Origin of the sequence: Sphingobacterium corticibacterium, assembly GCF_004208525.1 — a bacterium.
Classification (GTDB): Bacteria; Bacteroidota; Bacteroidia; order Sphingobacteriales; family Sphingobacteriaceae; genus Sphingobacterium; species Sphingobacterium corticibacterium.
In genome coordinates, this window is the sequence record NZ_SGIT01000002.1 from 1,436,777 (window position 1) to 1,449,517 (window position 12,741).

Consider the following 12,741-nt stretch of genomic DNA (forward strand, 5'->3'; position numbering starts at 1 on the left):
ATAGTTTTAGAGCTCCTTTGAAGTTATTAATTGATTTTTTAAACCCTTAAGACAAACAACATGAAAGAAAAAAAGTACCCTTTTACGCCAATAGGCGTAGGTGAAAAAATCACAGATCTTTATATCAGTCCCCTTCCCGAGATCGAAGCAGAAGCTGTAGCAGTTTCGAGCAATTTCTGTGGATGGTTGACGAACAACTTTGACTTATCGGCTGAACAGATCAGTTATCTGCAATCGCTCGGAGAGGATTTCGCCACTGAAAACGGGAACGATCTGGCATTCGCTTTCCGAAACCGATTGGCAGTAACGCTAACCAAAGGAGACATAAGTGTACGCACTTCCAAGTTTATCCGTAAAGAGAAAAGTGTGTCTACCGTTTCGGAACCGGAGAAAGAAACAGTGGTTTCAGGAGACATCAATTACTTTATCTCATGAGAATAAAGAAAAGAGAAAATCGAGACTAAAGAATGAAAGCACCACATATCATATCAGGGACACAAAATTATCTCGCGGCAAGAATGCATGGGGCGTTATCGGGGGCTTTGCCCATAAGCCATTTCCTACATCAGGATAGAAGCTGCGCTGTTTTTTGTGGTCAGTATATTGTTGTTGCGTGTATAGGTACAGCTTTCGCGCGGTGCCGGCGTAAATATGCGCTTTTCCCCCACGGGGTAATGTAATCAATGCCCAGGCATCACGTGTGTCAGATCTGGCGGCAGGGCATGCCGTTTAGCCGATAATAAACTAAATTGAAAACATATTAATAAATTGCTTATGGCAACTTTAAAAATCAAATGGCTAAGTGCCGCTTCTGTATTTACAATCTTATTAGGCGCATTCTTTATGGTGAAAGCGATGGATAAAGAACCGATCAAAAAGGTAACGACTTCAAAAAAATTAGTGACCCAGACTTGGAAATTTATTGGTGAAGAAGATGACGACCCATTAAACGCCAGTTTTTACGAACTGGACGCTGCGGATGATCCTTGTCCTGGCCTTCCCGAAACAGTATGCAAAATTGAAGCACCAGCAGATCAGTCCAATCCTAATCTACCGGACATGAATGCCTGAAGTGGTTGTGTCTTCAACCTTGACACAGAAGGTACATGAACGAATCAGCAGTTCATTGGATGCTTCTCCGATCCAGTCCAACGAAACAGTCACCGGTCTGCGAGCACTATAGTATCGGTACTACTTACTTGGTTACAAACCGCCTCCTGATATTGAGGAGGCGGTTTTTTAGTTTTGCACAATACCGGAGAAATTTATAACCACACGCGGTATTTTATAAATAAATCCAGAAGAATTTGCTGGCAATGTATAGATATTGTCATCACGTTCGACCTTACGCACAATATCTTTTCTATAACGTGCATCTAGGTTTAACCTTCTGATGTCGGTCCACCGAACGCCCCTATGGATAAGTTCCTTTCTCCGCTCCATAAGAATAATATCCAATAATCGTTGCGGATCCTCTTCTTCGATCATATAGATATAATCCCTCTCCCATCTATATTTCAAAAGTGTGTTTATTGTTTCTCTTGCGCGTTCCGGCTCTCCTTTACGCACATAACACTCCGCACTCGTCAAATACATCTCAGATGTAGTAGGCCCAACAAAAAAAGATCCCGATCCAAACCCCATATACGTACCTTTAAAGCTAAATTTGCCGTTCGCAAGTGCCCGGAAATAGACTTTCTTTCTTATATCTTGATCATCATATTGCCCATAAAGCACAGAATCTATATAGCACTCCCTGCTATGGTGCAGAAATCCTATACCGAATGAATAAGCGAAAAATAACGTTTCCTTGTTCATCGCGGCAATTGGGAAACTAGAAGCACTGTTCAGTTCATTGAAATCTATCAGATCAGCATTATACTCAAGTGCTTTCTCCGATTGGAACAAGGAGTTTTCAAAATCGGATTTGGACAAATAAAATCTCGCCAACAAGGCGTGCGCAGCGGCTTTATTGGGTCGCGTTAGGTATGTTGTATTTTCCGGAAGCAGTTCCAACGCCTCTAGCAAATCCTTTTCTATAAAATCATACGTTTCATGGATAGTCGAACGGACAGTCGGCTCACTGGTATCTGACGTTTTCTTTAATGGGATACCTAACTTCTGGTCTGCGGAGGATTCCTCATAAACATCGCAGAAAACCTGCGCCAGCAAAAAATGGCCAAGGGCACGATGAAAAAGTGCAGTTCCTTGAATAATATCACGTTCAATAGATGTGCCTTCCTTGACAAAGGAGAGCTCGTCCATAACCGTATTTGCTATGGCAATGGTCGAATATGTATAAAACCATGACATTAGAATCGATTCCCCATCCTCTTGATAGTCGTCATCAAAAAGATAGATGTTTTGATCATACACCGTTAAGCGGTTTAATCCACCTGGGCCGATATAAACATCGTCTGTCCTTGCTTCCAGCAGCCCCGGATAATTTCCAAGATTCAATTTATTTCCTGCGTCCATTAAGGCCTGCAGGTCCGCGATTGTCGAAGCGATTACCAAATCTTTGCTCGGCTTTTCCTCCAAAAACGTTTCACACCCATAAAACAGCACAATAAACAGCATCATGCACCAAAAACGAACTGGGTTATTTATTTTCTTCATGATCATTAGTTTTAAAACTGACAATTTATACCAATTACAAAATTTTTTGATGGTGGAAGGCCACTATAGTCTGGATCATATCCCGATTTTGTTCTACTCCATAGTACCCCTCCATTATTGATGGACATAAAGATCTGTCCCGAGCCATTGGTCCACTTGTTCATTAACTTTTTGATATCATAACTTATCCGTGCACTTTGTAAGCGGATATGGTCCCCTTTTTCCACATTGGCAGAAGAGTAGCGATAGAAATTACTTCTAACCGAATTTGCCGGATAATCCATAGATGGAACTGTGGTATGTTCTTCATCACCGGACGATTGCCACCGTTTCTCATAGTCTTTATGACCGCCCCAACTGTTGATCAGAGATGGATAGCTAATAGTCGGTTTTGTGAAATGATGCCCGAACTTATAGGCGATGTTCACGTATAGGCTCACTGGGCCTAATTTCAGATTATTCTGGAAAAACCCATAGAATAAAGGTAATGCAGAGCCGTGGTAGTCCAAGTTCCGCAGTGAGTCGCTCACGATCCTGTTGTAATCTTGGGAAGGCTCTCCTTCCCATACTCCTACCGGGTCTCCCGTTTGTCCGTCCAGCCCCATAAATTTGTACGAGAATACCGGATACAGCACCCTATCCTGCAATGGAGTTAAGACCCGTCCCCCATTACGCACATAATTTTCAGCTGTGTTTTCCACACCGTTATAAATATCAACAATGTCCTTGACATAAGATAAAGCTATTGATGAAGTAAACGCTACATTGCCCTTTCTAATCCAGTGCCAGTTACTATTCCACTCAAATCCCTGGCTTTTGATCCTGCCCACATTTCTCGTCATGCTGCTATAGCCGGATGTTGGGTCAATCGGGTCAATCGACAGGAGGTCTGAAGCAACTTTACGGAAATAATCCAATGAGCCGGTAATCCTGTTATCGAAAAATCCATATTCCAACCCATAGTTCGTCATGAGCACATTCTCCCATTTTAAATTAGGGTTTGGCGGAGATTGGATAATGGCGTACGGTAGACGGGTATAATCCGCCCTACTTAGGTAAGTAAGTACCGGGCGTTGTGTTGCTGCCCCGGATAAATTTCCGCTCACCCCCCGAGTCCATTTTAGCTTCAACTGGTCGACCCATTCTATCTCCCTTAGGAAGGGTTCTGTTTTCATGTTCCATGCCAGCCCGGTAGACCACAATGGATTCCATCGTTGGTTGGTCTTTACACCGAACATATTGGAAGCATCACGCCTCGCCGATAACGTGAATACATAACGATCTCGGTAGGTATATCCCATATTGGTGTATAGAGAAACAAACCTTTGTACCGTAGAAGAAAAATCACCAAAACTAGGTATCGAAGCATTTCCGGACAGTCCTTCATAGATGGGATAAGTACGTGTATAATCAACTGCTCCCACGGTCAAGACATTGTCGTCATAGCCATATACGCCATTTGCTGTAATTTCTGCTTTACGGTCTGAAAACTCAAATCCACCGAGGACAGCCAGATGGTGTCTTTCTGCAAATGATGCATCATAGTTAAGCTGCGATCTAAACCGGGTCGACTGCAATGCCGAGAAACTCTCGCTCAGAATTCCTCCTACAGGCAGGTTATGGATCAATCCGTTTGCCGTAGGTTCCGTAAACAGGTTGATCAGGTTACGTGCATAATAAGAATCCACACTGTAATGGCTACGCCCTTTCGACCATTGCCGTTCGGTGTTATACATAAATCCAGCTTGAGGTTTTCCAATATATCCGCTTTCAGCGTAATCCCTCCTTGTAAATGATTTATCGCGTTTTCCCCCTGGGACTTATTCAGATCATCAAAAGGGGAATACGTCCAATCCTTTAGGCGCGGTTCCGTTAATGAGTTAATAAATAATGAATTATAATTTCTGGGAATGATTAAGTTATTCCCATTATCATCAATTAAAGAAGCATAAGGATATAAAGCCGTTCTGCCTCCACCCGGAATGATAGGGAAGTTGACAGGACTTAAACTCAAGTGGTTTCCCGAGAGGGAGGAGGACAAATTTGCCCCTAGCGTGACCTTTGGATGGATGGTATAAGACAGGTTTCCTCTTACGGTAAACCGATCTGATTCCATCACGTCTGTTGGCCCTGCCTGCCGGTCATAGCCTAATCCAATCCAATAGCTATCCGTGTTAGATGATTTGGACACCGAAAAGTTATACTGCTGGCGGAGTGCCTGTTTATAATAATGGTTGAGCAGATCATCTCTATAATCTTGCTGTTTCCATTTGGAAATGGATTTCTCTACATCATCTTCTGTAGAAAATCCGTTTTTCACGTCGTACAGCAACATCACCAAAGGCGAATATACCTGTGTCCTATTTTCTACACCATCAATTGCTTCTCCATAATGTCCCTGCTCAAACAACCATTTCTCCACATCCATAAAATCAGCCGAGGACATTTCCTGACGATACCTTAGCCGGGGTTTCTGCGTTACAAAAATATTGGCACCGCCGTTGATCTGTATCCGATCTTTCATTTTTGCTTGTTTAGTGGTCAATACGATTACCCCATTTCCGGCACGAGCCCCCCAAATTGACGTTGCAGCCGCATCCTTCAATACCGATACGGAGGCTATATCGTTGGGGTTTATCGTATTTATATCGCCTTCAAAAGGAAAGTTATCCAATACGATCAGCGGTCTAGTCGACGAAGAGTAAAAACTGTTGATGCCCCTTATATGCAGTTCGGAACTTCCCGTACGGTTATCAAACTGCAACCCGGGTACCATTCCATCCAGTTTCTCCATAAAATTTGCCGTTGGGACCTGGTTCAATTTTTCTTCTGAAACAAAGAAAAAACTCCCTGTCGACCGTTCCTTTGGTAAGGTCTGATAACCGGTATTATAAACGTCCACCTCCTCTATTTCCGTTAATTTTTCTGTCATTACAACGCGCAGTATGTGAGCTTGTCGTTGAAGTATAATTCTTTTATCTTCATATCCGATTTTTCTAAAATCCAGAGAGACAGGGCTACGTTTTAAGGTGAAGGAAAATGTACCTTTGCTATCAGTGTGACCGAGGACATTCCCTTCTCCGTCCGCGATATTGACATTCACTATTGGCCGTCCGGTCGTATCGCTGACGGTACCATCAAGTTTTTGTTGCGCAAACAGGATGATATGGCCAATAGATAGTATTACTGTGATGATATACTTCTTCATTTTGCAAGAAAACTTTCGATTACTTTTTCATTAATAAATACAGTTGATGTCATAGCGGATACCCTTCCGTTCCGGTCAATCCATATATAATACGGGATGGCATAACGGGGGAACAACTGTGTGATATACTGGTCGCCAAGAATGGTCGGTAGTCTAAGTTCCTTGACATTGGTGTTCCAATGGGATTTAATAGTTTCGTGTGTATCTCTGGTTTTCTCGCTGTTGACCAATAAAATTTGAAGTTCGTTCCGGTACTTAGTCCGTAACGTATCCAATTGTGGAAATCGCTTGATGCATGAAGCACACCATGTTGCCCAGAAATCGAGCAACAACGGTTTCCCTTTAATATGCTGTAGATTGACGGTTCTTATCTGACCATTTTCCAGAACCGTATGCTCCGTTGTCCAAAATGTATCTGGCACTTTCTCTCCGACGATCAACGGCTTGATCTCTTCTTGCCCTTCGACAGCCTCCCCATTCTCGGGAGGCTGCGCGTGGGCGTAACTAAACATGAAAACAAAAAATATATGGAGCAACAACATGCATATTATTGGTATGCTCTGCTTTATTTTAGGCCAAAGCGTGGCCAGTGCGTGTAAAAACGTCATTTTTTAGTTCATTTATAATGAATGGATTAAGGTTAATAAGAAGATAGGCGCAGGAAGGTTAGTTACAAGGTTGCACCATAAGCTAGTTCTGCGCTTAAAAAAATGTTAGCGCTATACCGGTGGTTTGATTATATTTTTTAATAGTTGCTTCATGGTTATTGTTTACCTATATCTTCCTGTGCTTGTGCTACCTTTATTTCGAAACCAATTAATTTGTAAAAGTCACGTATCTGCTCTACCGGCCAATTCATGGCATCTGCGATGCGTTCAAATCCCCTTTCCGCATTTTCTAACCACGCCTCCACCTCATGGTGATGGTCTTCGTCGATGGCGTCGAGAAGCATATTCCTAAATTCTTCTTTCTCCATTCATTTCGCTTTTTATTCGATGTGATAGAAACTATGGAGCAAAACGCTACAGTTATCTTGCACCCGTAGTATTTACCACATTGCGGATTAAAAATAAGTTGAAATAGGAATGCGAATTTTGACGGTTTCATATTGGTGTTAGTATACGGTTTTGCACCATCGCATCCTTGGTTAATGCCATTAAATAGCTTAGATACTCCGGTTATTCGGGGTTTCTAATGATGTTTTTGTAACGTTGTTTTTTGTGGTTCATAAATCTATTATTTTTAGGCGAGGGAAACCAAACAACAGATTTAGATTAAAATCTATATGGTGATGGGGTACCTCTTTGCACACACAAGGAGCCTGTAGGATGACCGAGCGTATATGCAAGAGGAGCCCATCGTGTCTTGTATTGCAAAGATACGTAATGGGCACCGAACTCTTGCAACCTGCACGCTCTGAAAATTTCCTACATTTCCTTGCACAAGTGTTTTTATTCAATGCCTTTAATTATCGAACATTTAATTTATATCAATTATTCCTCGATAACTGCTTTAAGTTGTATTACGAGACTAAAATAATAAATTATTTTTAATTGCGGTAATATTTAACCGCATTTTTATTTTTTTATATCGGCACATTAGCTCAAAAGAGCAATGAGTAAAGATTATAGTAAAATAAAAGCGGATTTTGGAACACATATTCGGAAGTTGAGGGATACCAAAAACTATTCTTTGAGAAAAGTTGCTTCACAGTGCGACCTTGATGATAGTAACATTTCCAAAATTGAGAATGGTAAATTTAATATACAACTTTCGACTATCATTGAACTGGCTAAGGGGCTTGAAGTGCATCCCTCTAAATTATTAGATTACGATTTTGGTTCTGACATAATCTAAGATTCGAGGGAATGAAATAAAGAGGCAAAATCCATTAGTTTCGTATTCGCGATTGCCCAAACTTGAATCGTTGTGATTAACATGATACCGATGTATCAATCATTGTAAAAATAGAAGAATAACAGTGTTACAATTGTTAAAACAAAGAAAGCCGAACAAGATAAAATGTTCGGCTTTCTTTGTTTTATTAGCTTTATAGCAAAAGCTATTTCAGTTTTTCGATTTCTTCGACGGGTAGTCCGATGATGTCGGAAATCATCTGTATGTCAAAACCATTGCGTAGCATTTTTATTACGGATTCCCGTTTTTCAGCCTCGGCTTTGGCACGCTCTTCCAAACGCCCTTCGGCTAAACCTTCTGCCAAACCTTCAGCGAGACCTTCCTCACGAGCTTTCTTCTTTTCTAAGATAGCCGTCTGACGAATAGATTCCGCATCCCATTTACGTTTTAAACTAACATCGTACATCTTACGTTCCTCCTTATTTAATTTGCTGTATTCAGCGATCTCAAATAACTTCTTGAAGATAGGCTTCTTTAGATAAGTCGATAATTTATTCATGGATGACATATTCTTCAACACGTACATCCATTGTTCCAGATCGCTATCCAATTCCGTCTCTTCTTTTGTAAAATTAATCAATTCCACATAAATAAACCCCAAATATTCATAGAATATTTTACCTGTATCCCTATTACACAGGCAAATATCGTGCAGGAAACTCTTATCGCCCTCTCCATCGGGCATGGTAAAACCATCCATCAAGACGATGACATATACTTCCGTTATGGCATAATTCCATTCTTTGCGGTTACCTTTCGGAGCTTGATCGGTTATGAGCTTACTCCCATAGTACAGCATCCGCCGTTTAAGATTAGCCTGCCAACTCCGCTGAAATTCGATAATAAATTGTTCTCCATTATCTGCCGTACAGGTCAGATCAAAAATAACCGAGCCGATTTCCTCGGCTTCGCCGACATGTTCGTTTTTGTTATATACCAAACCGGTTATGGTCTTCCTGCCCCGAAAGAGGTCATTGAGCAATGAAATAAGAAAGTCCCTGTTCACTTCTGTCCCGAAAAGCCGTTTAAAGCCATAATCCGTAGTCGGGTCAATGTATTTTGTATGTTGCATGGCACTGTTATATTGGTGTATGACCTAAAGATAGGAAAACAACTGAAAGCAAACTATTTTTTTAGTAAAAAATTCTCGACATAAATAGTATAAAATATTGGAAAGAAAAGTACTACGCTTTATTAGAAAAATATAATACCTTTTAGTAAGAAAGCTGAAATAAGGGAATATATATATTCGTTTTCTCTTAATATATTATAACAGCCGGTTGTATTTTGTAATTCGCGATTTGCAAATTGCAAAATAAAACTTTATCTTTATGTTATGAGACGCAAACACAATGGCATGAGACCACAGGATATCGTTGTCCTGGTAAAGATCTTGACAATGAACGATAGAGGTTGGCAGTTAAAAGATTTAGCGAATTCTCTATACATCAGTAATTCAGAAATATCGGAATCGTTAGAAAGAAGTGCTTACGCTGGTCTGATTGATTTTGGAAAACGGAATGTCCACCGTGGGAATCTTTTGGATTTTCTTATCTACGGAATGAAATATGTATTTCCGGCACAGCCCGGAATATTGACAAGGGGTTTGCCAACGGCACATTCACATCCTTTCTTACAAACATTTATCAGTAGCGATCAAGCTTATGTTTGGCCTTCCCAATCTGGCAGTATATTAGGGCAGGCAATAGAACCTTTCTATGCTAATCAGGTCAAGGCGGCACAGGAAGACGATGAGTTATATCGGCTGCTTGCTTTACTGGATGTAATAAGGGTGGGTAAGCTTCGTGAGAAAAATATTGCTGAAAAAGAATTAAAAGAAATATTATCCCATGTCAAATCATACTGACATTGTGCGGATCAAGGCTGTCAACAATGCCTTATCGTTTTATATATTTTGACATCTCCACTATGGCAAAAATCCATTTATTCTTGCTACTTTTAATTACGTTTTAATAAAAAACCAGATTATATGAAGACTCGCTTATTATTATTTTCCGTTATGGTCATGTTCTCTTTGACCTCATTCAGTCAAAATTTGGAAGAATTGGATAAGAACTGTCGAATAATTGCTTTTCACTGATATTATGGAAAAAATTGTTATTATAAGCGGTGCCTCGTTGGGTATTATAGCTATTGTTCTAGGCGCTTTTGGAGCCCACGCTTTCAAAAAAATCCTACCAGAGGATAAAATGGCCTCATTTGAGGTTGGCGTGCGATATCAAATGTATGCCGCTTTATATCTGTTGATTATCGGCGGATTATTGGATTTTGATTCCGTTTGGGAAAACTGGGCATACTATGGTGTTTTCTATGGAGCTATTCTCTTTTCTGGCAGCATCTACCTACTTTCTTTCAAAGAATACTGGAAAGCAGAACGTGTGCGGTTCCTCGGTCCGATCACCCCTTTAGGCGGCCTATTTATGATTATTGGTTGGCTCGCACTACTGATAAGTTTTTTGCAAAGTTAGTCTTCGCGACATAAAATACTTATCTTTAAGTCAGTAGTAAATAAAAAGCAACCTTTATGATCAAACTCCAGGTGACAAATGAAACGGGAAGATTAAGGGCTGTCGTATTAGGTATTGCGAACCAAAATGGACCGACCCCTAAAGCAGAAGAGGCTTACGATCCGAAGTCGCTGGAACATGTATTGGCTGGTACGTATCCCGTAGAGTCGGATATGGTTTTTGAGATATCCGCCTTCCACGACGTATTGGAACGATACGGGATAAAAGTATATCGTCCAGAACTGATCCCCGATTTAAATCAAATATTCTCGCGCGATATTGGATTTGTGATAGATCATTATTTTATAAAGGCCAACATCCTTCCAGACCGCGCAGAAGAATGGCGAGCCATCGAGCATATTGTGAAGCAAATCGAACCAGAAAATTTTATAGAAGCACCACAAGAAGTACATATCGAAGGCGGCGATGTCATCATCTGGAATGAATACCTTTTTGTAGGTACATACAAGGGCGATGACTATTCGGCTATAAATACTGCCAGAACGAATATAAAAGGCGTGCAATTTTTGAAGGATATGTTTCCTCACAAAATTGTAAAAGAATTCGACCTGATCAAGTCAATGACCAATCCACGAGAGAATGCACTCCACCTAGATTGCTGCTTCCAACCTATAGGCAAGGATAAGGCTATCATTTATCCGGGTGGCTTCCGCAATCCAACAGACTACCTTTATCTCCGGAAACTTTTCGGAGGAGAAAATATCTTTACCATCACGCCAGATGAGATGTATGAGATGTATAGTAATGTATTTTCTATCTCGGAAAATGTCGTCGTGACGGAGCGGCGATTTGATAGGCTCAACTATTGGCTCAGAGACCAGGGATTTCATGTAGAAGAAGTTCCTTACCACGAAATTGGCAAACAGGAAGGTTTACTACGGTGCTCTACTCTTCCCTTATATCGGGATTAATTCTATGCATTATGGCACAGACGACAGATACGTTACTTTTAGTTCGCCCGTCTCGATTTCGAAAAAATGAAGAGACAGCCGTAAACAACTATTTTCAAGAAGACGTATCAGATCCCAATCGAACACTAAGAGCACAACAGGAATTCGACAGTTTTGTAGATCAGCTCCATACACATAATATAAACACGCTGGTCATACAAGACGGAGGTGAGTACGATACTCCCGACAGCATTTTCCCCAACAATTGCATTTCATTTCATCAACAGACCGTTGTTCTCTATCCCATGTTTGCCGAAAACAGAAGACGGGAACGCAAACTAGGTTATCTTCAAGCTTTAAAACAACGGGGTTTGACATACAACCGTATTATAAATTATACCCGTTTTGAGAAAGAAAACCGTTTTCTAGAGGGAACCGGAAGTTTAATTTTAGATCGCGTAGCCCGTATAGCATACTGTTCGCTATCTCCAAGGGCAAGTGCCGATATGGTACACCAGTTCTGCCTAGACTTGGATTATGAGCCTTTTATTTTTGTCGCCAACCAAACTGTAGACGGCTTACGTCTACCTATCTATCATACGAACGTGATGCTATCTGTGGGCACACATTTTGCTGTTTTGTGTACAGAAAGTATAGATAATAGAGCAGAAAAAGAACGTTTAATCAGGCGCCTGCAAGAAACAGGGAAAGCAGTTATAGCCATATCCGAAGAACAAATGCATAACTTTGCCGGAAATATATTGGAGGTAAAATCTACCACAGGAAAGCCTCATATTATCATGAGCTCACGGGCGTTTAGAGCCTTTAACACAGACCAGTTAAACCAATTGCATGTATGGGGGTCGATTATACACAGCCCGTTGACTATCATAGAAAAGGCGGGCGGGGGCAGCGCGCGTTGTATGCTTGCCGAGGTATTTTACTAATCTCTTTTCTTATTCCCCGACTCCATTAACAATTCACGACGTACGCGACTAAGACTCTCCGGCGTAATACCTAGGTAGGACGCAATCATCCATTGTGGAACCCGCTGCAACAAACTCGGATACGTGTCCATAAACAGCAGATAGCGTTCTTTCGCCGTCATCGCCAATAGGGAATTTATACGTTGCTGCTGCATGTAAATGTTCCGCTGTAGCGAACTTTCCATAAAGCAGGCAAATGCGGCACTTTGCAAAGAAGCTTTCTCCATAAATTCCTGTTGGATAAATACGATGACAGAAGGTTCTATTGCCTTGATATAGAAATCAGCCGGCTTGTTAAAATATTGACTGGCCCTATCGGATACAATCCAGTTTTCCGGCGCGAATTGCAGGATATGCTCCCCTCCTTTTTCATCTAAAGAGAAGGACTGCAGTAGGCCTGATTCTACAAAAAATGTATAACGACTCACCTCTCCTTCCCGGAGCAGATAATGATGATGAGCAATTTCCCGAAACGAGAAATAGGGAACTAATTCTTCAAAAACCTCTTCGGAAAGTTCGGCTTTCTCCGTATAATATTTATAAAAATTACTTTCTCGCCAATTGAATTCCAT

The 12,741-nt window shown here is 41.0% G+C and carries 14 protein-coding genes; 7 read left to right on the top strand and 7 right to left on the bottom strand.

Features of this window, described 5'->3' with window-relative positions:
• The first annotated feature begins 60 nt into the window (after window positions 1–60).
• Both EWE74_RS14155 and EWE74_RS14160 read left to right on the top strand, forming a co-directional pair.
• Window positions 61–435: a hypothetical protein gene (locus EWE74_RS14155; RefSeq protein WP_130142163.1), complete on the top strand. Its 375-nt coding sequence runs from the start codon at window positions 61–63 to the stop codon at window positions 433–435.
• Between the two features lie 339 nt (window positions 436–774).
• Window positions 775–1,071 carry a hypothetical protein gene (locus EWE74_RS14160; protein WP_130142164.1) on the top strand — a complete coding sequence of 99 codons (297 nt, stop codon included), beginning with the start codon at window positions 775–777 and terminating at the stop codon, window positions 1,069–1,071.
• A 168-nt stretch (window positions 1,072–1,239) separates the two neighbouring features.
• Here EWE74_RS14160 and EWE74_RS14165 read toward each other — a convergent pair whose 3' ends face one another.
• The 5 genes from EWE74_RS14165 to EWE74_RS14185 form a co-directional block, all read right to left on the bottom strand.
• Entirely contained in the window at window positions 1,240–2,619 is a 1,380-nt protein-coding gene (locus EWE74_RS14165) for a RagB/SusD family nutrient uptake outer membrane protein (protein ID WP_165384724.1), read from the bottom strand.
• Window positions 2,620–2,630: 11 nt separating this feature from the next.
• Window positions 2,631–4,355: a SusC/RagA family TonB-linked outer membrane protein gene (locus EWE74_RS14170; RefSeq protein WP_130142166.1), complete on the bottom strand. Its 1,725-nt coding sequence runs from the start codon at window positions 4,353–4,355 to the stop codon at window positions 2,631–2,633.
• On the bottom strand, window positions 4,280–5,827 hold the full coding sequence (locus tag EWE74_RS14175) for a TonB-dependent receptor plug domain-containing protein (protein ID WP_130142167.1): 1,548 nt from the start codon (window positions 5,825–5,827) through the stop codon (window positions 4,280–4,282). The genes EWE74_RS14170 and EWE74_RS14175 overlap by 76 nt, the downstream gene beginning before the upstream one ends.
• Window positions 5,824–6,339, bottom strand: a complete 516-nt coding sequence (locus tag EWE74_RS14180) for a TlpA family protein disulfide reductase (RefSeq protein WP_165384725.1) — start codon at window positions 6,337–6,339, stop codon at window positions 5,824–5,826. Before EWE74_RS14180 ends, EWE74_RS14175 begins: the two co-directional genes overlap by 4 nt.
• Before the next feature lie 251 nt (window positions 6,340–6,590).
• Window positions 6,591–6,803: a hypothetical protein gene (locus EWE74_RS14185; protein ID WP_130142169.1), complete on the bottom strand. Its 213-nt coding sequence runs from the start codon at window positions 6,801–6,803 to the stop codon at window positions 6,591–6,593.
• Window positions 6,804–7,441: 638 nt separating this feature from the next.
• Between EWE74_RS14185 and EWE74_RS14190 the strand changes: the two genes are divergently transcribed.
• Window positions 7,442–7,684, top strand: coding sequence for a helix-turn-helix domain-containing protein (locus EWE74_RS14190; protein ID WP_130142170.1), 243 nt, complete (start codon window positions 7,442–7,444; stop codon window positions 7,682–7,684).
• Window positions 7,685–7,889: 205 nt separating this feature from the next.
• Here EWE74_RS14190 and EWE74_RS14195 read toward each other — a convergent pair whose 3' ends face one another.
• A complete protein-coding gene (locus EWE74_RS14195) occupies window positions 7,890–8,816 on the bottom strand; it encodes an Rpn family recombination-promoting nuclease/putative transposase (RefSeq protein ID WP_130142171.1) in 927 nt (308 codons plus the stop codon).
• A 264-nt stretch (window positions 8,817–9,080) separates the two neighbouring features.
• Between EWE74_RS14195 and EWE74_RS14200 the strand changes: the two genes are divergently transcribed.
• The 4 genes from EWE74_RS14200 (at window position 9,081) to ctlX (ending at window position 12,130) form a co-directional block, all read left to right on the top strand.
• Window positions 9,081–9,611: a hypothetical protein gene (locus EWE74_RS14200; RefSeq protein ID WP_206365238.1), complete on the top strand. Its 531-nt coding sequence runs from the start codon at window positions 9,081–9,083 to the stop codon at window positions 9,609–9,611.
• Window positions 9,612–9,849: 238 nt separating this feature from the next.
• On the top strand, window positions 9,850–10,233 hold the full coding sequence (locus tag EWE74_RS14205) for a DUF423 domain-containing protein (protein ID WP_130142172.1): 384 nt from the start codon (window positions 9,850–9,852) through the stop codon (window positions 10,231–10,233).
• 56 nt (window positions 10,234–10,289) lie between these two features.
• Window positions 10,290–11,204, top strand: a complete 915-nt coding sequence (locus tag EWE74_RS14210) for a dimethylarginine dimethylaminohydrolase family protein (RefSeq protein ID WP_130142173.1) — start codon at window positions 10,290–10,292, stop codon at window positions 11,202–11,204.
• Between the two features lie 11 nt (window positions 11,205–11,215).
• A complete protein-coding gene (ctlX, locus tag EWE74_RS14215) occupies window positions 11,216–12,130 on the top strand; it encodes a citrulline utilization hydrolase CtlX (RefSeq protein ID WP_130142174.1) in 915 nt (304 codons plus the stop codon).
• Here ctlX and EWE74_RS14220 read toward each other — a convergent pair.
• Window positions 12,127–12,741 (bottom strand): Crp/Fnr family transcriptional regulator, encoded by a 615-nt coding sequence (locus tag EWE74_RS14220; protein ID WP_130142175.1) that lies wholly within the window; start codon window positions 12,739–12,741, stop codon window positions 12,127–12,129. The genes ctlX and EWE74_RS14220 overlap by 4 nt on opposite strands.

Excerpts from the sequence above, each read along its gene's own strand:
- EWE74_RS14155 (WP_130142163.1), top strand. The coding sequence starts at position 61 with ATGAAAGAAAAAAAGTACCCTTTTACGCCAATAGGCGTAGGTGAAAAA.
- EWE74_RS14160 (WP_130142164.1), top strand. The coding sequence starts at position 775 with ATGGCAACTTTAAAAATCAAATGGCTAAGTGCCGCTTCTGTATTTACA.
- EWE74_RS14165 (WP_165384724.1), bottom strand. The coding sequence starts at position 2,619 with ATGAAGAAAATAAATAACCCAGTTCGTTTTTGGTGCATGATGCTGTTT.
- EWE74_RS14170 (WP_130142166.1), bottom strand. The coding sequence starts at position 4,355 with ATGTATAACACCGAACGGCAATGGTCGAAAGGGCGTAGCCATTACAGT.
- EWE74_RS14175 (WP_130142167.1), bottom strand. The coding sequence starts at position 5,827 with ATGAAGAAGTATATCATCACAGTAATACTATCTATTGGCCATATCATC.
- EWE74_RS14180 (WP_165384725.1), bottom strand. The coding sequence starts at position 6,339 with ATGTTTAGTTACGCCCACGCGCAGCCTCCCGAGAATGGGGAGGCTGTC.
- EWE74_RS14185 (WP_130142169.1), bottom strand. The coding sequence starts at position 6,803 with ATGGAGAAAGAAGAATTTAGGAATATGCTTCTCGACGCCATCGACGAA.
- EWE74_RS14190 (WP_130142170.1), top strand. The coding sequence starts at position 7,442 with ATGAGTAAAGATTATAGTAAAATAAAAGCGGATTTTGGAACACATATT.
- EWE74_RS14195 (WP_130142171.1), bottom strand. The coding sequence starts at position 8,816 with ATGCAACATACAAAATACATTGACCCGACTACGGATTATGGCTTTAAA.
- EWE74_RS14200 (WP_206365238.1), top strand. The coding sequence starts at position 9,081 with ATGAGACGCAAACACAATGGCATGAGACCACAGGATATCGTTGTCCTG.
- EWE74_RS14205 (WP_130142172.1), top strand. The coding sequence starts at position 9,850 with ATGGAAAAAATTGTTATTATAAGCGGTGCCTCGTTGGGTATTATAGCT.
- EWE74_RS14210 (WP_130142173.1), top strand. The coding sequence starts at position 10,290 with ATGATCAAACTCCAGGTGACAAATGAAACGGGAAGATTAAGGGCTGTC.
- ctlX (WP_130142174.1), top strand. The coding sequence starts at position 11,216 with ATGGCACAGACGACAGATACGTTACTTTTAGTTCGCCCGTCTCGATTT.
- EWE74_RS14220 (WP_130142175.1), bottom strand. The coding sequence starts at position 12,741 with ATGGAATTCAATTGGCGAGAAAGTAATTTTTATAAATATTATACGGAG.